Source organism: Bacillus sp. GbtcB10 (assembly GCF_019091365.1).
GTDB classification, from domain to species: Bacteria; Bacillota; Bacilli; order Bacillales; family Bacillaceae; genus Bacillus; species Bacillus altitudinis.
Window position 1 is genome coordinate 195331 of record NZ_JAGXJP010000001.1, and the last position, 22924, is coordinate 218254.

The 22924-nt window shown below is 42.2% G+C and carries 17 protein-coding genes and 1 riboswitch; of the genes, 11 read left to right on the top strand and 6 right to left on the bottom strand.

Annotation, left to right across the window (positions count from 1 at the left end; all coding sequences use genetic code 11):
• Positions 1 to 120 precede the first annotated feature (120 nt).
• The 6 genes from KVT11_RS01055 to KVT11_RS01080 are packed head-to-tail and all read left to right on the top strand — an operon-like array spanning position 121 to position 8431.
• Positions 121 to 1467 carry an aspartate aminotransferase family protein gene (locus tag KVT11_RS01055; protein ID WP_025207123.1) on the top strand — a complete coding sequence of 449 codons (1347 nt, stop codon included), beginning with the start codon at positions 121 to 123 and terminating at the stop codon, positions 1465 to 1467.
• Entirely contained in the window at positions 1454 to 2950 is a 1497-nt protein-coding gene (locus KVT11_RS01060; protein WP_116306693.1) for a pyridoxal phosphate-dependent decarboxylase family protein, read from the top strand. The genes KVT11_RS01055 and KVT11_RS01060 overlap by 14 nt, the downstream gene beginning before the upstream one ends.
• Entirely contained in the window at positions 2947 to 4728 is a 1782-nt protein-coding gene (locus KVT11_RS01065) for an IucA/IucC family protein (protein ID WP_076821912.1), read from the top strand. Before KVT11_RS01060 ends, KVT11_RS01065 begins: the two co-directional genes overlap by 4 nt.
• Positions 4725 to 5279 (top strand): GNAT family N-acetyltransferase, encoded by a 555-nt coding sequence (locus KVT11_RS01070; protein ID WP_008348567.1) that lies wholly within the window; start codon positions 4725 to 4727, stop codon positions 5277 to 5279. Before KVT11_RS01065 ends, KVT11_RS01070 begins: the two co-directional genes overlap by 4 nt.
• The gene (locus tag KVT11_RS01075) at positions 5254 to 6603 is read left to right on the top strand and encodes a lysine N(6)-hydroxylase/L-ornithine N(5)-oxygenase family protein (RefSeq protein WP_025207126.1); all 1350 of its coding nucleotides are present in this window, start codon (positions 5254 to 5256) and stop codon (positions 6601 to 6603) included. Before KVT11_RS01070 ends, KVT11_RS01075 begins: the two co-directional genes overlap by 26 nt.
• A gap of 13 nt (positions 6604 to 6616) precedes the next feature.
• Positions 6617 to 8431: an IucA/IucC family protein gene (locus KVT11_RS01080; RefSeq protein WP_048002557.1), complete on the top strand. Its 1815-nt coding sequence runs from the start codon at positions 6617 to 6619 to the stop codon at positions 8429 to 8431.
• Positions 8432 to 8476: 45 nt separating this feature from the next.
• On the opposite strand, the gene KVT11_RS01085 is transcribed toward KVT11_RS01080, so the two are convergent.
• From KVT11_RS01085 to KVT11_RS01105, 5 genes are all read right to left on the bottom strand, one after another.
• The gene (locus KVT11_RS01085) at positions 8477 to 9334 is read right to left on the bottom strand and encodes a GNAT family N-acetyltransferase (protein ID WP_017360194.1); all 858 of its coding nucleotides are present in this window, start codon (positions 9332 to 9334) and stop codon (positions 8477 to 8479) included.
• Positions 9335 to 9631: 297 nt separating this feature from the next.
• Complete coding sequence (locus tag KVT11_RS01090) at positions 9632 to 10567, bottom strand: hypothetical protein (RefSeq protein WP_017360193.1); 936 nt, start codon at positions 10565 to 10567, stop codon at positions 9632 to 9634.
• A 119-nt stretch (positions 10568 to 10686) separates the two neighbouring features.
• Entirely contained in the window at positions 10687 to 14115 is a 3429-nt protein-coding gene (gene metH, locus KVT11_RS01095) for a methionine synthase (protein ID WP_217608971.1), read from the bottom strand.
• The gene (locus KVT11_RS01100; RefSeq protein ID WP_046527338.1) at positions 14099 to 15940 is read right to left on the bottom strand and encodes a bifunctional homocysteine S-methyltransferase/methylenetetrahydrofolate reductase; all 1842 of its coding nucleotides are present in this window, start codon (positions 15938 to 15940) and stop codon (positions 14099 to 14101) included. Before KVT11_RS01100 ends, metH begins: the two co-directional genes overlap by 17 nt.
• A gap of 78 nt (positions 15941 to 16018) precedes the next feature.
• Positions 16019 to 16137: riboswitch (SAM riboswitch) on the bottom strand.
• A gap of 81 nt (positions 16138 to 16218) precedes the next feature.
• Entirely contained in the window at positions 16219 to 16710 is a 492-nt protein-coding gene (locus tag KVT11_RS01105) for a YajQ family cyclic di-GMP-binding protein (RefSeq protein ID WP_007499076.1), read from the bottom strand.
• A 226-nt stretch (positions 16711 to 16936) separates the two neighbouring features.
• Here KVT11_RS01105 and KVT11_RS01110 point away from each other — a divergent pair, with 226 nt between their 5' ends.
• From KVT11_RS01110 to KVT11_RS01120, 3 genes are all read left to right on the top strand, one after another.
• Positions 16937 to 17785, top strand: a complete 849-nt coding sequence (locus tag KVT11_RS01110; protein ID WP_017360190.1) for a CvfB family protein — start codon at positions 16937 to 16939, stop codon at positions 17783 to 17785.
• Between the two features lie 157 nt (positions 17786 to 17942).
• Positions 17943 to 18920 carry a BMP family lipoprotein gene (locus tag KVT11_RS01115; RefSeq protein ID WP_035392456.1) on the top strand — a complete coding sequence of 326 codons (978 nt, stop codon included), beginning with the start codon at positions 17943 to 17945 and terminating at the stop codon, positions 18918 to 18920.
• Positions 18917 to 20566 carry a methyl-accepting chemotaxis protein gene (locus KVT11_RS01120; protein WP_116306700.1) on the top strand — a complete coding sequence of 550 codons (1650 nt, stop codon included), beginning with the start codon at positions 18917 to 18919 and terminating at the stop codon, positions 20564 to 20566. The genes KVT11_RS01115 and KVT11_RS01120 overlap by 4 nt, the downstream gene beginning before the upstream one ends.
• Positions 20567 to 20607: 41 nt before the next feature.
• On the opposite strand, the gene KVT11_RS01125 is transcribed toward KVT11_RS01120, so the two are convergent.
• Positions 20608 to 21465 carry a DegV family protein gene (locus KVT11_RS01125; protein WP_008348544.1) on the bottom strand — a complete coding sequence of 286 codons (858 nt, stop codon included), beginning with the start codon at positions 21463 to 21465 and terminating at the stop codon, positions 20608 to 20610.
• A gap of 141 nt (positions 21466 to 21606) precedes the next feature.
• Between KVT11_RS01125 and KVT11_RS01130 the strand changes: the two genes are divergently transcribed.
• Together KVT11_RS01130 and KVT11_RS01135 are read left to right on the top strand one after the other, a co-directional pair.
• Positions 21607 to 22449 (top strand): YitT family protein, encoded by an 843-nt coding sequence (locus KVT11_RS01130; protein ID WP_025207135.1) that lies wholly within the window; start codon positions 21607 to 21609, stop codon positions 22447 to 22449.
• Between the two features lie 14 nt (positions 22450 to 22463).
• On the top strand, positions 22464 to 22919 hold the full coding sequence (locus tag KVT11_RS01135; protein WP_017360187.1) for a BsuPI-related putative proteinase inhibitor: 456 nt from the start codon (positions 22464 to 22466) through the stop codon (positions 22917 to 22919).
• Positions 22920 to 22924 lie beyond the last annotated feature (5 nt).

Genomic DNA, 22924 nt, shown 5'->3' on the forward strand with positions numbered 1-22924 from the left:
AATATAGCATTCATATGCTTTTAGAATCATCTTTTTGAATACAATTGACTTTCGTATCTTACATCCTCTAGGCTAGTAAATGAAAATGATAATCTTTATCAATTGGAGGAGTGTTTTATTATGTCCATCAAAACCGTTTCTAAAAATCAGCAATTTTTAGAGCAGCAAAGTCAAAGAGAATCTAATGCAAGGTCTTACCCGAGACGGTTCCCATTAGCCATGCAAAAAGCCGAAGGTATGATCGTGACAGATGCAGATGGTAGAGAATTTTATGACTGCCTAGCAGGTGCAGGAACACTTGCCCTTGGTCACAATCACCCGGTTGTTATAGATGCTATTGAACGTATGCTTCATGAAAAAAGACCGTTGCATACGCTGGACATCACTTCAGAGATTAAAGAAGAATTTGTGAATGAGATTTTTTCTCACTTGCCAGAGGAGTTTGCAAAAAGAGCGAAAATTCAATTTTGCGGACCAACTGGTGGTGATGCTATAGAAGCAGCAATTAAACTAGTCAAGACAGCGACGGGAAATCGTTCCATTCTATCATTCCACGGGGCATATCATGGTGCTACGCATGGCACGATGTCATTAAGCGGCAACTTATCGCCAAAGGAAAGAGTACAAGGATTAATGCCAGATGTTCACTTCCTGCCTTATCCATATGAATACCGCTGTCCATTTGGAATTGGCGGTAAAGATTCACATCGCATTTCCAGCTCTTATATTGAGCGTGTATTAAATGACCCTGAGAGTGGAATTCTCCCGCCAGCAGGCATGATCTTTGAAGCGGTGCAAGGGGAGGGCGGCTCCATCCCGGCATCAATTGAATGGATACAAGAAATGAGACGAATCACAAAAGAAAAAGGAATTCCACTTATTATTGACGAGGTTCAATCAGGCATCGGCCGAACTGGTAAGATGTTTGCCTTTGAACATGCTGGTATTGTGCCAGATGTCATTGTGTTATCAAAAGCAATTGGGGGAAGCCTTCCGCTATCAGTTGTGATTTATGACAAAGACTTAGATCAATGGAATCCAGGTGCACACATTGGCACGTTTAGAGGAAATCAAATGGCGATGGCAGCTGGAACTGCTACGCTTAAATTTATAAAAGAAACCAATCTGCTTGATCATGTAGAAGCGCTTGGTCAGCGTATGCAGGCCAATCTAAAAGACATTCAAAAACAAGTGCCTGCTCTCGGTGATGTGCGAGGAAGAGGATTAATGATTGGTGTTGAAGTTGTGAATCCAGATGAGAAACAGGATGTGGACGGCAGTTATCCAGCAAATCCAGAGCTAGCCAGTCTCATTCAAAAGAATTGTTTTGATAAAGGCTTAATTGTGGAGACAGGAGGCCGTTTTGGAAGTGTGATTCGATTCTTACCGCCTTTGATCATGACAGAAGAACAGCTTGAAAAAGTCATCACGATTTTTAAAGAGGCAGTTTACGATGCAGTCAACTAAACCATCTGTCGATTCATTATTTATTCAACAAAGCCAGCTTGGGAGGGAGTCCTTCCAAGCGGCTCTCTACGCATCCATCGACAGTTTACTGGCAGAGTGGCAAACAAGCAGAGGACCGTATAGCGGGATATTGCCTGGGAAATTAGCGACTCATGTCGAATCGTTATTCCAGATTCAACCGGCTGGTGAATCCATTGAGTCTGTTTTTCAAGATATAAAAAATCACCTTTTACCGCATTTGGTTGATGTGTCACATCCTAAATGCCTGGCACATTTGCATTGCCCACCTCTTATCCCTGCTCTGGCAGCAGAGGTGATCGTAAGTTCCTTTAACCAATCAATGGATTCCTTTGATCAAAGCGGCATTGCATCTTTGGTTGAGGAGGAAATCCTCAAGTGGTTATGTGAAAAGTTTTCTTATGGAGAACGAGCAGATGGGACCTTTACGAGCGGTGGAACCCAATCTAACTACATGGGACTGCTTTTAGCAAGAGATGCATTTTGCGAAAACACTTGGCAATGGAATGTACAGCAGAAAGGGTTGCCGAGCGAGGCAAACCGTATGCGGATTCTTTGCTCCAAGAATGCCCACTTCACTGTGAAAAAATCAGCATCTCAGCTAGGTTTAGGTGAACAGGCTGTTGTGTTAGTTGAGACAGACGAACATCATCGAATGGACCTGCATGATTTGCAGAAGAAGCTTATGGAGCTTAAGGAGCAGGATTTGCTTCCATTTGCAGTCGTGGCGACTTGCGGGACAACTGATTTTGGCAGTATTGATCCTGTACGTGACATATATGACATGGTGAAGCCTTTCGGTTTGTGGATTCATGCAGATGCTGCCTATGGAGGAGCGCTTGTATTAAGCAAAACGTTCCGAGGAAAATTAGATGGCATCGAGCTTGCTGATTCGATCACGATCGACTTTCATAAGCAATTTTATCAGCCGATCTCCTGCGGGACATTTCTACTAAAGGATAAAAGACATTTTGGTTTGATTGATTACCATGCAGATTATCTCAATCCAAAGGAAGATGAACTGGAAGGCATTCTGCATCTCGTGAATAAATCTGTTCAGACGACGCGCCGGTTTGATGCACTAAAACTCCTTCTCTCTCTGCGTATGATTGGAGAAGAAGGATTTGCAGGTATCATTGACCATACCATCCATTTTGCGAAAGATGTGGCTACGTTGATTGAGAAAAATGAGCATCTTGAGGTGATCAATCCTGATCCAGAAATCAATGCAGTCGTGTTTCGTTTTATAGATGATCATCAAGCAGAGGACATCAATAAAGTCATTCATCGCACACTTTTCCAAACAGGAACGGCTGTCGTAGCAAAAACAGTAGCCGATGGTCAAACATGCTTAAAATTCACTTTGTTAAATCCGAGAACGACTATTACACATATTGAGGAAATCCTTTCTGACATTGTTGATATCGGGATCGCTCATATTCAATCCGGGAGGGTACTACGTTGAGTCAATATAAACAAATGGCTGAAAATGCAACGATGCAAAGCTTTTTAAACTGTTTTTTACGTGAAACAGGAATTGATCGATCTGCAAAGAAAGAGACAAAAGCAGACGGCTCACTTGTATTTGTAGCAGCATTAGCAAAACAAGATCTTGAGCTTGTCATTCCGATTCGATATTTTTCGCCTGTAGGCCGTCATCTCTTTGATTTTCCTGTTCGCTTTCGCCCGCAAGGCAGTGAGCAACAGGGGACGATCGTCGATTATACAACACTTGTTGCTTTATGTTCAAAGGAACTTCTCATTGAATACGGCCGCACAGATGCAGAGGATGAGTTCATGCTTCGCATCATTTTAAGCTGCCGGAATATTGAACGATTCATCAGAGAGAGAGAAAGTGATCGGGCAGCTCTTTCTTCAGCTGATTTTGAATATATCGAAGCGGAGCAGTCACTCCTTCTTGGGCATTTAACGCATCCTACACCAAAAAGCAGACAAGGAATGACAGAAGAGGAGGAAGCTATTTATTCTCCTGAGCTGAAAGGCTCTTTCCAACTTCATTACTTTAAAGCACATCCGTCAATTGTGCTTCAGGATTCTTCAATTTCACAGTCTGCGGCAAGCCTCATGTTTGAGGAGCTCATGCGCCAGATGCCAGAAGAAAAAGAGAGACTGACGACGTTAACAGAAGGCGGTCAATATGTCCTGATTCCGATTCATCCGCTGCAAGTCCAAGTGGTGATGGAGAAAGCGTTCGTCAAGCGTTATATAGAGGACGGAAAGCTGGCGTATTTAGGGCCACTAGGGTCTGAATACACAGCGACATCTTCCTTTAGAACGGTCTATCAAAAAGACTCTGCGTACATGCTCAAATTCTCTGTCCCTGTAAAGATCACAAACTCTTTACGCGTTAACAAACAAAAGGAACTTGATCGTGGAGTTGAGATGTCTCGTATCTTAAAAACAGAATTAGGCGTTTCTTTATATGACAAATTTTCTGGATTCCGTGTGATTGAAGATCCTGCGTATCTATCTATTCAAGGGGATGAGGCGGAATCTGGCTTTGAAGTCGTCATTCGTCAAAATCCATTTTTGCATCATGAAAAAGGGGCAAGCTTAATTGCAGGGCTATGTCAGGATCATGCATACGGAGAAAAATCACGCCTTTCAGGCATTATCCATGAATTAGCAGACGCTGAAGGCAGATCAACAGAAGATGTCAGCCGTGATTGGTTCACACAATATTTATCGATTTCGTTAGAGCCGATGCTTTGGCTGTTTGAAACGTATGGTCTTGCCCTTGAAGCCCATCAGCAAAATGCTGTCGTACAGCTAAAGAATGGATATCCGCACACATTCTATTATCGTGACAATCAAGGCTACTATTATAGCGAATCGAAAAAGGATCAGCTTGCGAAGCTTGTTCAAAACTTAAGCGTCAGAAGTGAAACCATTTGTGCAGACGATGTAGCGGTTGAGAGACTGCGTTACTATTTCTTCTTTAATCATTTGTTTGGTCTTGTGAATGGTTTTGGTACAGAGGGGCTTGCAAAAGAAGAAGATTTATTAGCCCTGATTAGAGACACACTGCTTGCGCATGAAGAGACATATGGTGCATCTGAGCTGACGAACAGTCTTCTCCGGTCACAGGAGCTGCCTTCAAAAGCGAACTTACTCACGCGGTTTGAAGATATGGATGAGCTGACGGGTTCTTTAGAAACGCAATCCAGGTACACGTCTGTGTTGAATCCGCTCTTTTTACATAAGGAGGCGCTGATTGGATGAGGCATCGAATTGGGTTCATTCGCGCTGAATATGAACGGGACGTCCAGCTTGTCCACAAGTGGATGCAAGAAGAGTATGTCCACCCATTTTGGCATTTGAATATTCCATTTCCTGCTTTTGAAAAGCACTTTTATCAGGCCATTCATGATCCGCATCAAACCCTTTATTTAGGAACCATTGATGGCACGCCGATGAGCTATTTTGAAGCATACAATGTGAAAGGGGATATCATTGAATCGTACTATCAGCCTTCTCCGCATGATCAAGGCATTCACCTGTTAATTGGAGAGCCAGATTATGTAGGGAAAGGATTTGCGGCTCCGCTGCTTCAAGCCATGACAGCATTTCAGTTTGAGCAGAACAAACGAACAGAAAAAATCGTGGCTGAGCCAGATATTCGGAACGAAAAAATGATTCATGTCTTTGAAAAGTGTGGATTCGAACGTGTGAAACCAGTCACTTTACCAGATAAAACAGGTCTTTTAATGTTTTGTCATCGAGATCGATTTGAAAGGAAGTATAACCATGACGCGGTTCAACAAGCAAAATAATGTAGTGGATGTCATTGGGATTGGCATTGGACCATTTAACCTAGGGCTTGCTGCATTATCTGAAGAAGTAAACGAAATTGACGCTTTGTTTTTTGAAAGAAGTGAAGCGTTCCACTGGCATCCAGGTATGCTCATTGAAGGGACAACACTTCAAGTCCCCTTTTTAGCGGATCTTGTCAGTATGGCGGATGTGAAAAGCAAATATAGCTTTCTCAACTATTTGCAGGAACAAAACCGTTTGTATTCATTTTACTTTCTAGAAGACTTCCATATCCCGCGCAAGGAATATAGCCATTATTGCCGCTGGGTCGCGGATCAATTAGATTCTTGCCGATTTGGCATGAATGTCGAATCTGTCTCCATTGTTGAAAAAGCTGGAGAAAAACGATATGAAGTGCATGTCCGTCATGTGAAAGATCAAACGGTAGAGGTGTTTGAAAGTAAGCATCTTGTTTTAGGTATCGGCACACAGCCTGCGGTACCAGCACCTCTTCAGCCAGCTTTAGGGGATCGGGTGTTTCATTCTGCTGATTACTTGAAACGAAAGAAAGAAGGCTGTTTTAAAGGAAAATCCGTGACGGTCATCGGTTCTGGTCAAAGTGCGGCAGAAGTATTCTATGACATTTTATCAGACGATGAGGCGAAGGATATTCATTGGTTTACACGCTCTAAAGGGTTTTTCCCAATGGAATATTCAAATTTGGGTCTTGAGTATTTCTCTCCAGACTATATTGATTTCTTTTATGAGCTTCCGCAACCTAAAAAAGATGCGCTATTAAAGCAGCAAGATTTGCTGTATAAAGGCATCAGCTCAGCGATGATCCGAGATATTTATCACTTGCTTTATGAACGTTCTGCTTGCGGAGAGCAGCTGAACACCGTGTTGCAGGCGATGACGGAGGTCAATTTGATTGAGGAAACGAGGGACGGCTTATCGCTTTCATGCAATCAATGGGTCAAAGAGGAATCCTTTACGCATGAGACAGACATTGTCGTCTTGGCAACGGGCTATCAATCTGTATTACCGCCATTTATTGATCCGATTTCCCATCATATTCAGTGGGATCATCAAGGACGCTTCCAGGTTGAACGTGAATATCGATTGAAAACAAATACTTTAGGTGAAAATGATATTTTTGTACAAAATGCAGAGCTTCATACACATGGAGTAGGCGCACCAGATTTAGGGCTAGGGGCGTACCGAAACAGTGTCATTATCAATGAACTGGCTCGTCGACCTGTGTATCCACTTTATCAAAAGCATGTTTTCCAGACATTCGGTACACATAAACACGCAAATACATTTGAAGAAATCAAAGGGTAAGGAGGATGAACCGATGAGTGTACAAGATGAATTGAAAAAAGCGGTCAATCCTGCTGCTTGGAAAAAAGCAAACCAACGAATGGTGGCAAAAATGCTGTCCGAATATATGTATGAGGATATGCTTCATCCCGTTCAGCTAGATCATCAGGATGGCATCGCCCAATACGAATTAATCATTCACGAACAGAAGAAATATCGTTATCTCGCAAAACCTCGTTTGTTTGATAGTTTTGATACGATTGCTGAATCGATCGAGTGCTGTCAAGACGGAACATGGACAAAGGATGTTAGTGCCATTGTGTTTTTACTAGACATTCAGCCAATCATCCCAATGTCTTCTGAAACAACTGGCCATCTGATCAAAGAGCTTCACCATACCTTGTTAGCGGATGTTCATTTGCTGTCGAAAAAAGCACTTCGTGCAGATGAGTTAACGGATACAGATTACGCATGGATTGAAGGCGAGATGACGGGTCATCCTTGGATCGTCTATAACAAAGGGCGTATTGGATTCAGCTACGATGATTACTTAGCCTATGCACCTGAAAGGCAGGAATGTGTGCAGCTGTCTTGGATTGCTGTTCACCGAGAACTTGCGACATTCCATGCGGTCGATCATGAGAACTATGAGCACATCATTGCCAAAGAATTAGACGAAGTCACGATTCGTCAATTCCAACGTGTGTTAAAAGATGAAGGGCTGAATGCGGCTGATTATTATATGATGCCTGTTCATAAATGGCAGTGGACGCATATGATCATCCAGCATTTCCCCGAAGATTTAGCCATGCGCCGTATTGTGTATTTAGGAGAAGGGCTGGATCAATATATTCCACAGCAATCGATCAGAACCTTTACGAACATCTCAAATAAAGGCAAGCATCATATTAAACTGCCAATGAGTATTTTAAATACGCTAGTGTACCGGGGGCTCCCATCAGAACGTACGGTTATTGCGCCACGTATTACAGCGCATATTAAAGGAATTGCCGATCAAGACGCCTTTTTATCCGATGTATGCCGCGTGATTTTACCAGGTGAGAATGCGAGTATCAATGTTGATCATCCTTATTACAGCAAGCTACCTGGTGCGCCATATCAATACCTTGAAATGCTTGGGGTCATTTTTAGAGAAAGCATTTATACGTATTTAGATGAAGGGGAGAGCCCTGTTACGCTGGCGGCACTGACTTATGAGGATCATGAAGGCGAGCCTTATCTAAAGCAGCTCATTGAAAAATCGGGTCTGTCAGCAAAAGAATGGATGGCGTCATTCTTCCATGTTGTCATGCCGCCGCTTCTGCACTTTATGTATCAATATGGCACGGTGTTTTCACCGCACGGACAAAATACAATTCTTGTATTAAAAGATCACAAGCCGCATCGTTTGGCCATCAAAGATTTTGTTGATGATGTGAACATTAGTGATCAACCGCTGCCTGAATTGGCTTCATTAGAAGAAGATCTAAAGGAAGTGCTGCGTAGTGAGCCGCCTGAGGGTCTTGTACAATTTATTTTTACAGGCCTGTTTATTTGCAATCTTCGTTACGTGTCAAACGTGTTAGACAATCACAATCTGTTAGATGAAACGACGCTTTGGCGCTTGCTTGCAGAAGAAATTCAGCAGTATCAAAAGCAATTTCCACAGCTAAAAGATCGTTTTGCTTTATTTGATCTATTCCAGCCTCAGCTGACAAAGCTTTGCTTAAACCGTAATCGCATGATTGATTATGGCTATGGAGATGGAGATGACCGGCCGCATGCATCAGAGCATGGCAAGGTCACAAATGCACTCGCTCAAGTTCTCTCATCCGTAGGCGAAAAGTAAATAAGAAAAGCTGTAGACAACATCTGTCTACAGCTTTTTGATTTTTTAAGAAAATGCTTGTGAGGCCAGGAAATAGAGAAGCGCCGGATCGTTCTGCTTTTCGTTCCCGCGAATCATCATAAAATGTGCGACGTTTGTTTTCGTAAATCCTGCTTCTACAAGTGATGCATGCAGGCGTTCAGCTGTTTCTTCCTGCATATCTATACGAAAGGCGCCAGAATAAGACGTGAGAAGTGATTGAATGAGTGATAGCGCCGTTTGTTCATCGTTTGCTGCAAGCGGGCCAATCATTAGATTAGCTGGTGTTTCCACACCAAACGCGAAGCCGGTGATTTCGTGGTGTTCATCCTTTGCGATCAGTTTAAATGTTGCTCGCTCCATTCGTTTTATTAAGAAGTTTGATCGATTGGTCCCTGCGCCTTTTTCATCCAGTCTTTCAATAGACGGGAGGTGCGTTTCATCAGCGGGAAAAAGATGAATCTGATGTGACACGTGAAGCGCACTAGGATTTGTTTTTTGTGCTTTGTATGTATGAATATAACCGGCTGTCTGAAAGCCGATTTTTTCATAAACTGGCTGTCCTTGTACAGTAGCCGTTAAAACGACAGGGACACTTGGATCACTATGACGAAGCAGTGTGTCAATCATTTGACGGGCAAGACCGAGGCCTCGATGTGTCTCAGATACAATGACCGCTCCAATTGATGCCATTCTGTCATATTGAAAAAGTCCTGCGCATGAAATGACTTGTCCGTCAGTTGTTGTAAAACCGGTAAAATGTCCATTTGTTAAAAGAGATGTGAGCTCTTCCGCATTGTAATCAGGCCAGTCGACCTCTTTTGACAATGCGACAAGATCTGGGATGTCATCAAGTGTTAAAGATCGTTGAATAACGTTTGGCAATACACGCAACTCCTTCTTAGCTGATTTCTCTCTATGTATCGTACCATAAGAACGCATAAGAAAAAGGAAAAGGGGATACCTTTTCCTTCAGCGTGTAGACAAACCCTCGCATTCGGTGTCAGTCCTGCGCTTCGGTGCTCACGAATGTCAAATTCGCTCTGCGCCGATGCTCGTCCTTCCTAGAATGCAAAGGTTTTCTATCACGCTGAAAAGAAGACAAAGCGCTAAAATAAAGTTCATTTTAGCCCTTTGTCAACAATCTGAAGGAAAAGGGAGCACCTTTTCCTTTTGTATAGTTTAATAATTGAGGTCACGATTGTATTCATATTCAAAGGTGAGCTGTAAGTTCTTAATTGAGACAACGCCTACTTTGATTAACCGTCCACCGATCAATTGAGGAACCTCGGTTGCATTAAAAGAAACAAAAAAGCGGTCTTTTGCCGGCACTTGACTTGTTTTATAAGAAGAGATGTCAACTTTTTGACCGTTCCAAGGTACGTTCACTGTTCCGCCTTTTAAGGAAGAGACCGTGAATACATAATTATATGCATTTGTACTACCTTTTTCAGCTTCTAATGACAGGCCAGTGACAACGGCATCCTGTGGCAAGCTGCTTAAATCAAAAGAAGAATTGGGAGATCCGGCTTCATTGAAACTATTCAATGTGGCAGGTGATCCATATCGTTTGGTTGTGCCTTTTTCAATACTTTTATCAAAGACTATACGATACATGTTGTCCTCTTCATTTAATAATTGCTTTGGTTTGACGGCTAAGTAGTAGTCAGTGCTTGCGGCAATTTTCGGCATATGGATGATTTCATTTTGGTTGTTTGTTCGCACAGAGGAAGACACGAGTGACCCGCTCTGATTGTAAAGATAAAGATCGAAATCATTTCCAGCTTTCACATTGACGAGTTTGATAGAAAAGCGGCCATCTGCTCCATCAAATTTAGAGCTGGTGAACCGATAAAAATCAATGTCATTCATAGAAGAGATACTGCCTTCGTGATATAAATAGGTCTTGTTTAGATGAAGAGAGTGCTGTAAGAATTGAGCTTTGTCCATCGTATCATTGTTTGCATAATCACTGTCTGGATACAGATGCTCCAATTCTTCTGTATAATATGTTGTTTGTTTCGTAGAAGTTTCACTCGCTTGTGCAGGTGATTGGAAAAGAGGGCTAGCGATAAAGAGGCCTGTAAGCAATAAAACCCCGATTTTCTTTTTGAACATGACAAACATCTCCTTTTAAGTAAATGACTTTCATTTGTAATATCGGTAAATAAACGTAATTTTTCATATTTATGTCATTTTTAATGATAAAAAGAACCTCCTGGAATGGAGGTTCTTTGTTAATGAACGTTAAAATATCGAGCTTCAGGATGAGAAACGACAATGGCTGAAACGGATGCTTCGGGCTCCATCATAAACCCTTCTGTGAGATGAATCCCGATTTTTTCTGGCTGCAGCAGATGGAATAGTTTTTCTTGGTCTTCTAGATTAGGGCACGCTGGATAGCCAAAGGAATAGCGCTGACCTTGATATTTGGCTTGGAACCGTTTCTCCATCGTGAAATCGACTGGGTCTGGGAATCCCCATTTATCACGAATTACTTGATGCGTTCGTTCAGCCAAGCCTTCTGCAAGCTCAAGTGCTAAAGCTTGGACCGCATGCATTTTTAAATAGTCACCCTCTTGTTTAAATTGCTGCGCAACTTCTCGTATGCGGGCACCAGCCGTCACTGCAAATAAGGCGATATAATCTTTCTCGTTCTCTCCGCTTTTCCGCACATAATCAGAAATAGACCGGTACGGAAGTTTTTCCTGTCTTGGAAATTGGAATGTCTCAATGACGCGGTCAGGCGCTTCTGGATCATAGATATGCAGGTCATTCCCATTTGAATTGGCAGGGAAGAATTGATAGACGAATGCAGGTGCAAACCAGTTTTTCTCTCTGCCTTCTTGAAGAAGATCTGTGATCAGTTGTTTTAACTCCAATGCTTTTGGATGCTGTTCAGCCAAGAGCTTTTTGACCTTTCCTTTTAAACCGAGATGATGACCGATCAGCATTTGCTCATTGACATAGGGCATAATGTGGTGCAAATCAATATCCCGTACATAATGGCGTTTCGTATTTTCTGGCGTGAATATCGCTGCCTCCGGAAGTGTCGCGCGTTTTTCTAGTAATTCAATCACGGCTTTTGGCTGCGTTGTTTCTTTTTCCTTATGGAGTGTTTCTTGATCCTCTAAGGGTTTTGTTTGAAATTGAAGAGGGTTCGTTCTTAATTCATTCGCTAAAGACAGACCGTCCATTGCATCTTTGGCGTAAAGGACGGGGCCATCATATTGAGGCGAAATTTTCATCTTCGTAAACTTCCGTGAAAGCGCCGCGCCGCCCACCAAAATGGGAACAGAGATGTTTGCTTTTTGTAAATCTTGAGCGGTCAAGACCATTTGCTGTGCTGATTTGACAAGTAAACCTGATAGTCCAATCATATCTGGCTTTTCTTTTTGCACCGCTTCAATCAATGTTTGTGGGGTTACTTTGATTCCGAGATCGACGACGTGAAAGCCATTATTGCTCAAAATGATGTCGACCAGGTTTTTCCCTATATCATGGACATCGCCTTTGACGGTGGCGAGGATAATCTTCCCTTTGCCGCTTGCGTCCTTTTTCTCCATAAATTGCTCAAGGTATGAAACAGATGCTTTCATGACCTCAGCGGATTGGAGGACTTCAGCTACAATCAATTCGTTTTGATTAAAAAGCCGACCTACCTCTGACATTCCCTGCATTAATGGTCCATTGATGATATGAAGAGGTGATTCAAATTTCTCCAAAGCAAGGGCAAGGTCATCAATCAGGCCTTCTTTCGTCCCTTCGACGACATAGAGTGCCAGTCTTTCATCAAGCGATAAGGAGATCTTTGGTTTTTTCTCTGTTTTCTTTTTCCCGCGATAAAATTGGGTGAACTCAGCAAGGGTTTGATCATTTGTTTCATAAAGTAAAGTTTCAGCCAGCTTGATTTCTTCCTTTGGAATTGAAGCAAAGCGTTCAAGCTTTTCAGTATTCACGATCGCATAATCAAGCCCTGCTTTGACGCAGTGATACAAATAAACGGCATTCAATATTTCTCTGCCAACTGGCGGGAGTCCGAAAGACACGTTACTAATGCCTAAAATGGTGAGACATTCAGGCAGTGCTGCTTTGATTCGCTCAATGCCTTTAATCGTCTCTTCAGCAGCACCAATATACTGTTCGTCTCCAGTACCTACTGGAAAGACAAGCGGGTCAAAAATGATATCACTCGCAGGGATTCCATATTTTTTCGTGAGCAGGTCATGGGATCTTACGGCAATTTCAAGTTTTCGATCTGCTGTGACGGCCATCCCTGTTTCATCGATTGTTCCAACAACAAGTGCGCCGCCATATAGCTTGACAAGCGGAAGAATCTCTTCAAAGCGCTCTTCTCCATCCTCTAAATTAATAGAATTAATAATGGCTTTTCCTTGAGAATACATGAGTGCTTTTTCGATGACATGTTTATCGGTTGAATCAATGACAAAAGGAGCTTTCACTTTTTTCATGGCTTCTTTTAAAAAGCCTTCCATGTCTGCTATCTCATCACGATCAGGGTCTGCTAAACACACATCAATGACGTGAGCGCCATTTTTCACTTGAGCACGGGCAATTTCTGCTGCCTCTTCAAACTTTTGTTCTGCGATGAGCCGTTTGAATTTGCGTGAACCAATGACATTTGTGCGCTCACCAACAAAGAGGGGGCGCATCGCTTCTTCATAAATGAGGGGCTCGATTCCTGATACGGTATGCGGTGATGACTCATGCGACATGCTGCGGGGCTGAAGCGGACGTACTTCATCTGATAATGCCTTAATATGTGCAGGCGTTGTACCGCAGCAGCCGCCAACGATATTTAACCAGCCTTCTTTTGCAAAAGCGGCGATTTTTTTAGCAAGCGAAGCAGGGGATTCGTGATATTGTCCTTCTTCATCAGGGAGACCAGCGTTTGGATAGCAGCTGACAGCCGACTTTGAGATGGAGGAAAGTGTACGGATATGGTCTGTCATAAATTCTGGACCAGTTGCACAGTTTAGTCCGACGCTGATTGGTTTCATATGCTCAAGTGAGATATAAAAGGCTTCAATATCTTGACCGGCAAGGGTGGTGCCCATTGGTTCGATCGTCCCTGACACCATCAGTGGTAGCTCAATACCGGTTGCGTGAAAGGCTTCTTGAATGCCTTTAAATCCAGCTTTGACATTCAGCATGTCTTGACTCGTTTCTAAAAGAAGAGCATCACATTTCCCATCAATCAGGGCGCGGGCTTGTTCTTCATAATTTGCAACGAGCTCTTCAAACGTTGTGCCGCCTGTCACGGATAATGTTTTTGTAGTGGGCCCCATTGCGCCTACTACAAAGCGGGGCCATTCTGGTGTCGACAAACGGTCTGCTTCACGCTTTGCCAGCTGAGCTGCTTTTACGTTCAATTCATAGGCGAGATGGCCAAGTCCATATTCATCGAGAACGAGCTTCGTCGCACCGAATGTATTTGTTTCAATGAGGTCAGCACTTGCCTCTAGGTATTGCCGGTGAATCGTGGAGATAATGTGAGGGGCTGTGACGTTTAAATATTCGTTACAGCCCTCATACTCTTCTCCGCCGAAATCCTCTGCTGTGAGATCGGCGTTTTGAATCATTGTGCCCATTGCACCGTCAAGGACGAGGATGCGTTTTTTGAGCTGTTCAGTGATAGTTGGCATGGATGTTTGGCTCCTTTTCTTTCTGATGGATGTAAGTTGTCAGTTCTGCTGTTAAATCTGATCGAAGGAAAGGGGTAATTAAATAGATACCATTAAACAATTCGCAAGCTGTATCTAATAAAGAGCGGGCAATCGCTAACCCTTCTGTCCGCTGCTTTTCTTTATTTTCGCCTGCCTTGGCCATAATCTCACGAATCGAGTCAGACAATTTAATGCCGGGAATTTCATGATGAATAAACTCTGCGTTTCGGCTGCTTGTTAGCGGCATAATACCGATGTAAATCGGTTTATCCAAATGTCGGCTTTCTTCATGAATCTTCACAAGCTGTTCCTCAGAGTATACAGGTTGTGAAATAAAATAATCGGCACCGTATTCGATTTTCTTCTCGAGGCGTTTGACTGCTTTATCAATATGACGGACATTTGGATTAAACGCGCCAGCCACTGAAAAATTAGTCTTTTTCCCGAGCGGCTTCCCGGAGAAAGATAGTCCCTCGTTAAATTGTTTGATCAGACGGATCAAATCAAAGGAGGTTAAATCATACACAGATGTCGCACCTGGGAAGTCTCCAATTTTAGACGGATCGCCTGTGATGGCTAAAATATCGGTTAGTCCAAGTGTGTCCAGCCCCATTAAGTGGGATTGGAGTCCAATCAAATTGCGATCACGACATGTGATATGGACAAGTGAACGCATATCAAGCTGCTGTTTTAATAAAGCGCCGCATGCCACATTGCTAATACGCGGGGTAGCTAGAGAGTTATCGGCCAGTGTGAGGGCATCAATGCCTGCACTTTTTAATTCGTTCGCTGCGACGAGGAATTTTTCAAAGTTCAGCTTCTTCGGCGGGTCTAGCTCGACGATAATCGAACGTTTTTTCACAGCCAGCTCGTCAAGACCTGGTTCTGTCCGTTGATCTTGGATGGAAATGATTTCTTCTTTTAATATTTTCACTTCTTTTTCGGTGATAGGTGCTAAATCTTTGACCGCCTCAGCCATGGCGCTAATATGCTGAGGGGTTGTTCCGCAGCAGCCTCCAATGATTCGTGCGCCCTGATTTCTAAACTCAAGTGCACTTTTTCGGAAATAATCATTATCTGTATCATAGACGAGTCTGCCTTCTTCAAGGGAGGGGAGACTGCTGTTTGGATAGACAGATAAATGAGAATTTTCCAAAAGTGGAACACCTTCAAGTGCCTGAATCATATGATAAGGGCCCAGCCGGCAGTTAATGCCGACGACATCAGCGCCAAGTGAGGATAATTCAGATAAACCGTCTTTTAGCGGTGTCCCGTCCTGCAATACACCTTGCTCATGCATGGAGACGTTCATGACAATCGGAAGCGCTGTTTCTTTGCGAGCAATCTCAAGAACGGCTTTTGCTTCTTCAATATCGTAATATGTTTCAAGCAGTAATCCATCAGGCTCTTCATTTAAAAGGATATAGAGCTGTTCTCTAAAGCTCCGTTTAATCTCGTCTAAAGAGTAGGCATTTTTGTTAAATGTTCGAATGCCACCGATCGTTCCAAGGACATAAGCTGAGCCAGCGGCTGCTTTGGCAATTTGTACAGCTTTTGTGTTAATGCGTTTTGTTTCTTCTTCTAAACCGTAGCGGGATAGTTTAATATAATTCGCACCGTATGTGTTCGTTTGAATAATGTCCGCTCCAGCTTGCACATATGCCTCGTGCACTCTTTTGACTTCATCTTCTTTTGATAAATTTAATTCTTCAAAGCAACGGTCAATGCCATAAGAGTATAAAAGTGTTCCCATTGCTCCATCAGCAATCAGTACGCGATTTTGTAAGTCTTGTAATAGGCCCATTGGTTTCCTCCTTATTTCTATGTAACAAAAAAAGCCTTCTGATAAGAAGAAGACTTTTTGGCTGTATGGAAATTCTTCTTCTTATCTTCCAAGCAGTTGCTTGCTGGATTTAGCACCTTGGTCATAGAAAATAGATTTCTACTACACCGGTTGCTGAGGCTTCACAGGGCCAGTCCCTCTGCCTCTCTTGATAAGAAAGCGATATGAACATGTCAATGAATTGAACTTCCATCAACTGTATCGAAAAAATCGGAAATAATCAATGGAAAATTTGAAATTTATCGAAAATTTATAAATTGGACGTCAATCGGTAAATCTGCCTTGCGCATAAGCGCAATCACTTCTTGTAAATCATCTTTATTTTTTCCTGTCACACGCACTTGGTCATCTTGAAATTGCGACTTTACTTTTATACCAGATTGTTTGATCAAGGCATTGATCTTTTTGGCATTGTCCTTATCAATCCCGCTAATCAGCTTTGCACGCTGGCGAACGGTTCCACCTAGGGCATGTTCTGTTTTTCCGTAGTCAATGTTTTTAGTCGGTACGTTTCGTTTAATCAGTTTTGTCACAAGGACATCCTTTAGCTGCTCCAGCTTGAAGTCATCATCAGAAATGAGAACGAGTTCTTCTTTTTCTAGTGAAATATCACTTTTACTTCCTTTAAAATCATAACGGTTTTTAATTTCTTTCAGTGCTGCTTGAATGGCGTTTTGCACCTCTGGCAGCTCCACCTTCGATACAATATCAAATGAACTTTCTTTTGCCATCACATATGACCTCCAACTATAGATATTGCGTCTATTTTATCATGCCCATAGGGGAAGAAGAAACTTTATCGAAGAGAGTTCAGATGTATGCGGTATAATTCAAGTACAGTTTGTCCACTTTAGCTAACAGAACTAGAGATGTTCATGATGACAGAAGTATAGTAGAATAAAGTGAATCAAAAGATGAACGAACGCTCTTTTAAGGGCAGATAGGAAGGAAGAGAACATGAGACCAGGTGAGCAACTGACCTTGCAAATAGATAACGAGATGGAATACGGCTACTTTTTAACAGATGGCGAAGATTCTGTTCTCCTACATCGCAGTGAGATGACAGAGGATATTGGAGATCGTGATGAAGTAGAGGTCTACTTATATGTAGATCATGAAGAAAGACTGGCAGCGACGATGAAAATTCCTAAAATCAATGCACATACATACGACTGGGTAGAAGTTGTAGACGTTGTAGAAGATATGGGTGCTTTTGTCGATATAGGTTTGTCAAAGGATGCACTTGTTGCAACTGAACACCTCCCGCCTTTTGAGGAAGCGTGGCCGAAAAAAGGCGACAAACTATACTGTATGCTCAAAGTGACAAGTTACGGGAGAATGTTCGCAAAACCAGCCACTGAAGATGTGATCAGTGAATTATTTACTGAAGCGCCAGAAACGTTAATGAACAAAGAAATTACTGGAACAATCTATCGCTTAATTGCGACAGGTTCTTTTATGCTGACAGATACAGGCGTGCGTGGATTTATCCACCGCACGGAACGAAAGGAAGAGCCTAGATTGGGATCGACCGTGACAGGACGCGTCATTGCAGTGAAAGAGGACGGAACTGTAAACGTTTCTCTGCTTCCGAGAAAGCAGGATGCATTATCTGTCGATGCAGAAGAAATCTTAACTTACATGAGAACGAGAAACGGTGCAATGCCTTACGGGGATAAAAGTGATCCAGAAGATATCCGGGAAAGATTTCAAATGAGCAAAGCAGCCTTCAAACGAGCATTAGGTCATCTGATGAAAAATGATCTTGTTTACCAAAAAGAAGGATGGACATACGAGAAAAAGTGAGCATTTGCTCGCTTTTTTTATTTTTGTCATAAATAATGGTTTTTTTCAGTGAAAAAAGTCATGAAAAAAGCTGAAAATCCTTCACTTTATCATTGAAACAATGACTCTCAAATCCGATAAATAAGGGGTAAGGATGATAAAAGGAGTGTGTTTTTGGATGAAAGTGAAGATTTCATTACTTCTGATGGCAGCTATGATCATGGTACTCGCCTCATGCAGCAATCAGCAGGGAGGACCACCGGTATCAAATACGAAGCATATTGGTGTCATGCTGACGGATGATGGTCTTGGTGATCAATCATTTAACGATTCATCATTTAAGGGATTAGAAAAAGCACGTGATGAGCTTGGCATTGAATTCGATTATAGAGAAATTGCAGAAACCGATACATATGAAAAAGGGCTGACCGAGCTTGTGAAAGATGGAAATGACCTGATCATCGGTGTAGGTTTCAGTATGCAAGAAGACTTAGAAAAGGTAGCGAAAAAATATCCGAAAAAGCAATTTTTACTCATTGATGCTGTGTCTGAATTGAAAAATGTCACATCAGTGACTTTTAAAGAAGAGCAGGGCAGCTATTTAGCGGGAGCACTTGCTGCCATGACAACAAAAAGTGATGTCATTGGTTTTGTGGGCGGAGTCGATGCAGAGGTGATCCATCGATTTGAACAAGGCTATCAAAAAGGCGCAAAATTAGTGAATCCGAAAATCAAGGTCGTATCCACGTATGCTGGCACATTTAGTGATGCAGGCAAAGGCAGTAAAATAGCGAAAGACATGATCAAAAAGAAAGCAGATGTTTTATATGCCGCAGCCGGTTATACGGGTGTTGGTGTATTAAAAGAAGCGCAAACGCAAGGCAAATATGCAATCGGCGTGGACAGCGATCAGTATTATACAGCTGAAAAAGCCGTTATTTCGTCTATGGTCAAAAAAGTAGATGAAGTCGTCTATCAATTCAGCGAACAGCTCGTCAAAAGCAGCAAAATCAAAAGTGGACATATCGTTTATGACTTAAGTAATGACGGAATCGATATGGCAAGAATCCGGGTGCTCAAAGATGCTGAGAAATTGACCAAAAAATTAAATGGACTGAAGCAAACACTTCTGAAAGAAGAGGGGGCAGCATCATGAGCTTACGCATCAAAATTTTGCTCAACTCACTCATTTCACTTCTTTTAGCGGTTGGCGTAATTGCCTTTATTATTGTGAGCATGACAAAGATTCAGTCATCAAGCGAAACAGAAGTTCAAACCTTACTGAATGTACAAAAAACGAAGGCCAGCTTTGAAAGTGTCGAACAAGCCATGACCAATTATTCCATGACCCTTTCAGATGAACAGCTAGAGGTCGTTCAAAACGATATATCGACAGCGAAAAAACAGCTGCAAACGTTAAACAAAAACGCAGGAAATATGAACAAAGAAGCCCTAACACGGTTAAATTCAAAGTTTGACACATGGACGCAAGAAGCAAACAATGCCATTGGTGAAAAAAATGCCTCTGATGCCAGACGAGTGGCTGCCAGAATTGACGGTGTTTTAAACGACGTGCATACGATGAATAAAAGAGCACAAGAAGCGTATGAATACCATTTAGAGGAGGCGGCAGACAATGTGCAAAGGATCATTACAAGCGCATCTGTCGCAGCCCTCACGCTGATTGTCATCGCCGTCTTTTTAAATATTGGTTTAACGAGATCCATTGTGACACCAATCAAATCCCTTTCTTACCGGGCAAAACAGATTGCCGAAGGAAACCTCGCTGTAGAGCGGATGAACATCAAGCGTAAAGATGAAATCGGCGGATTAAATGAGTCGTTCAATCAAATGACGGATCAGCTGATTAGCTTGATTCAAGAAATCAGCCATGTATCAAGCCAAGTAGAATCATTTTCGATTCAGTTAGATGATGAAAACAAAAAGCTTATGGAATCAGCCAATCAAGTGTCTGTATCGACAGACGAAATGGCAAATGGTTCACAAGCGATTTCAGAAGACCTTCAGCATGGCGTTAGTTTGATTGAGAAAATGGATTCACATGGCCGTAAGAATTCCGAAAGATCACATACAGTCATTCGTAGTACAGAGGATGCCATTGAAGCGGTAGAAAGCGGAAAGCACACGTTAACAGAAACAAAAGCAGCCATTGAAAAAAATACACGTGCGACGAGACAAATTGAAGAGTCTGCAGGAGAATTCACTCAGTACGCAAGCGGAATCTCCGCAATGGCCAAAACGGTTTCTGATATTGCGGACCAGACAAACCTCCTCTCGCTCAATGCGGCGATTGAAGCGGCAAGAGCAGGAGAAGCTGGCAAAGGGTTTGCCGTCGTAGCGGACGAAATTCGTAAGCTGGCAGATGAATCGTCTCGTGCAACAAGACAAATTTTTGACATGGTGAGTCATATTGAAAAAGGCATTCAATCCATTAGCCAAACTGTACAAGAAGGGGTCAAGCTATCACTTCAGCAGCAAGATGCAATGGACAAAACCTCACACTCCTTTGAAGATATAGAAACAAAAGCACAACATATTAAGCAAGAAATGGCGGTCTTAAATGACCAAATTATTCAATCAACAGAGCTTGGCGGACAAGTGCTGCACTCGATTGAAAATATTAGTGCCGTTGTAGAAGAAACGGCAGCGGGCAGCGAAGAAATTTCTGCCTCGGCAAACGAACAACTGCAATCTTTCCATCAAATGAACAAACAAGTAGAAGAACTGATGAGTATGACGGCAAGGTTAAACGAAACCGTTCACCGATTTAAGTTATCATAAGAAAAGCACCCTTCCCGTGATGTTTCAGGGAAGGGTGCTTTTTATGATGGACTGCCTGTAAAGAAGATGGCAAGTGTGCTAGGGCCTGAGTGGGACCCGACAGCTGCGCCGATGACCTGGATGTCGATTTCTTTTGGATGAAATTCGGCTTCGATTAATTGTCTCATTTCTTCTGCAAGTGCAGGGTCATCTCCATGACTAATGCCAACAGTTTGGCTGGACCAGTCAGATCCGCGTTCTTTCATTAGCTCGATAATGCGTTTCAACAATTTTTTCCGGCCACGAATTTTTTCAAGGGGTATCAGTTTTCCATCCTCAACGTGTAAAATGGGTTTAATACTTAACAACCCGCCAACAAATGCGGACGCTTTACTGATTCTTCCGCCTCTTGCTAAATACGATAAATCGTCTACAGTAAAAATATGTTGTAAAGATTCACAAAAATGCTTTACAGACGTTTCAATTTCTTGTATTGTATTTCCGTCAATGGCAAGTGATTGAGCGTGTTTGACAGCTAGTCCATAACCAAGTGAAGCACATTTAGAATCAATGATCCGTAAATCGAAATCAGGGTATTCTTCCTTCACTTCGTTTGCCATCATCACAGCGGTTTGGTATGTACCTGAAAGCTCTGATGAAAAGGCAACATAAATAGCCGATGTATGGGTTTGTGCTGCAGAAACAAAGGCTTCCTTTATCCGGTTCGGTGAAGCTTGTGATGTTTTTGGACTTGCACCTTGTCTCATCGCATCAAATACTTGTTTTGGTTCAATGGTAATCAAATCCTCAAATTCCTGCTCGCCGAGTAACACACGCAGCGGAATGAGTGTCATGTTTTGTTCATCATAATAAGAAAGAGGCAGATCAGCAGCACTGTCTGCTATGATATGAACGGTCATCAAAATCCCTTCTTTCTAAAAAAATCAACCATATTTTACATCTTTTTAGCCTAACTATATCATAGAAAATCATCTTTTCGTGTTCAAATTCTAAATTTTAGGGAAAACCATAGAGAGAATGGTAAGTGGAGGAATGACAACATGTTCATTGGAGAAGCAAAAAAACTCATCGTCGTCGTCATTGGTGCCTTACTCAATGCGATTGGGCTGAATTTATTTTTAATCCCTGCTGACGTATATGCAAGTGGTTTTACGGGGGTAGCCCAGCTGTTATCCAGTTTAATCGATCAATATGCACCGTTTTATTTATCAACAGGGATCCTGTTATTTATTTTAAACATTCCGGTCGGCATTTTAGGCTGGATGAAGGTTGGTCGTTCCTTTACTTTGTATAGCATTATTAGTGTGGCACTGACAACGATTTTCCTCGGCATTTTACCAGAGACAAGTGTTTCTGAAGATATTTTATTAAATGCTGTATTTGGCGGAGTCATTTCTGCACTTGGCATTGGGATTACACTGAAATATGGGGCATCTACAGGCGGCCTTGACATTATTGCGATGATTTTAGCGAAATGGAAAGACAAACCAGTCGGCACGTATTTCTTCATTTTAAACGGAATTATCATTTTTACAGCAGGATTGTTACAAGGTTGGGAGAAAGCTTTATATACCCTTGTCACATTATATGTGACGACTAGGGTAATTGATGCCATCCATACGAGACATGAAAAGCTGACCGCCATGATTGTGACAAAGAAAGCAGATGAAATCAAAGAAGCCATTTATGGAAAAATGGTCAGAGGTATTACGACTGTTCCGGCCAAAGGGGCATTTACCAATGAACAAAAAGAAATGATGGTCATTGTCATTACAAGGTATGAGCTGTATGAACTTGAACAAATTATAAAGGAAGTCGATCCAAAAGCCTTTACAAATATTGTTCAAACAACCAATATTCTTGGATTTTTCAGACGAGATTAAAAGGTGGGTAGAAGATGAAAAAAGGGTTAGTGCTTTTTCTCGTTCTATTGGTTTTAACAGCTTGTGGACAACAAAAAAAGGATGAACCAGACAAGGAGGTATCCGGTCAAATGGGAGAAAAAACCGTTGTACTCACAGTAGACCCCGTCCAAAAAGGTTCTTCGGTTCAATTTCATATGTCACTAAAAAATGAATCAGATCGAGATATTGAATTCACGTTTAACACAAGCCAAAAATTCGAATTGAGTGTGTACGATGAAGATGGAAATGAAAAATACCGTTACTCGAAAGACCGTATGTTTACACAAGCTATCCAATCCTTTGTGCTGAAAGCAGATGAAACATATGACTTCCAAGATACGTGGTCAAGCGGTGTGGAGCCGGGAACGTATGAAGCGGTCGTTACATTTAAAGGAAAAGCAGAAGGGCTAAAGCAAATCACTGAGAAGAAAACGTTCCAAGTGAAATAAGAGAA

Bases quoted from the DNA above. Each gene is read 5' to 3' on its own strand.
- KVT11_RS01110 (WP_017360190.1), top strand. From the start codon at position 16,937: ATGAGACCAGGTGAGCAACTGACCTTGCAAATAGATAACGAGATGGAA.
- KVT11_RS01135 (WP_017360187.1), top strand. From the start codon at position 22,464: ATGAAAAAAGGGTTAGTGCTTTTTCTCGTTCTATTGGTTTTAACAGCT.
- KVT11_RS01080 (WP_048002557.1), top strand. From the start codon at position 6,617: ATGAGTGTACAAGATGAATTGAAAAAAGCGGTCAATCCTGCTGCTTGG.
- KVT11_RS01120 (WP_116306700.1), top strand. From the start codon at position 18,917: ATGAGCTTACGCATCAAAATTTTGCTCAACTCACTCATTTCACTTCTT.
- KVT11_RS01105 (WP_007499076.1), bottom strand. From the start codon at position 16,710: ATGGCAAAAGAAAGTTCATTTGATATTGTATCGAAGGTGGAGCTGCCA.
- KVT11_RS01060 (WP_116306693.1), top strand. From the start codon at position 1,454: ATGCAGTCAACTAAACCATCTGTCGATTCATTATTTATTCAACAAAGC.
- KVT11_RS01075 (WP_025207126.1), top strand. From the start codon at position 5,254: ATGACGCGGTTCAACAAGCAAAATAATGTAGTGGATGTCATTGGGATT.
- KVT11_RS01100 (WP_046527338.1), bottom strand. From the start codon at position 15,940: ATGGGCCTATTACAAGACTTACAAAATCGCGTACTGATTGCTGATGGA.
- KVT11_RS01070 (WP_008348567.1), top strand. From the start codon at position 4,725: ATGAGGCATCGAATTGGGTTCATTCGCGCTGAATATGAACGGGACGTC.
- KVT11_RS01125 (WP_008348544.1), bottom strand. From the start codon at position 21,465: ATGACCGTTCATATCATAGCAGACAGTGCTGCTGATCTGCCTCTTTCT.
- KVT11_RS01130 (WP_025207135.1), top strand. From the start codon at position 21,607: ATGTTCATTGGAGAAGCAAAAAAACTCATCGTCGTCGTCATTGGTGCC.
- KVT11_RS01090 (WP_017360193.1), bottom strand. From the start codon at position 10,567: ATGTTCAAAAAGAAAATCGGGGTTTTATTGCTTACAGGCCTCTTTATC.
- KVT11_RS01055 (WP_025207123.1), top strand. From the start codon at position 121: ATGTCCATCAAAACCGTTTCTAAAAATCAGCAATTTTTAGAGCAGCAA.
- KVT11_RS01115 (WP_035392456.1), top strand. From the start codon at position 17,943: ATGAAAGTGAAGATTTCATTACTTCTGATGGCAGCTATGATCATGGTA.
- metH (WP_217608971.1), bottom strand. From the start codon at position 14,115: ATGCCAACTATCACTGAACAGCTCAAAAAACGCATCCTCGTCCTTGAC.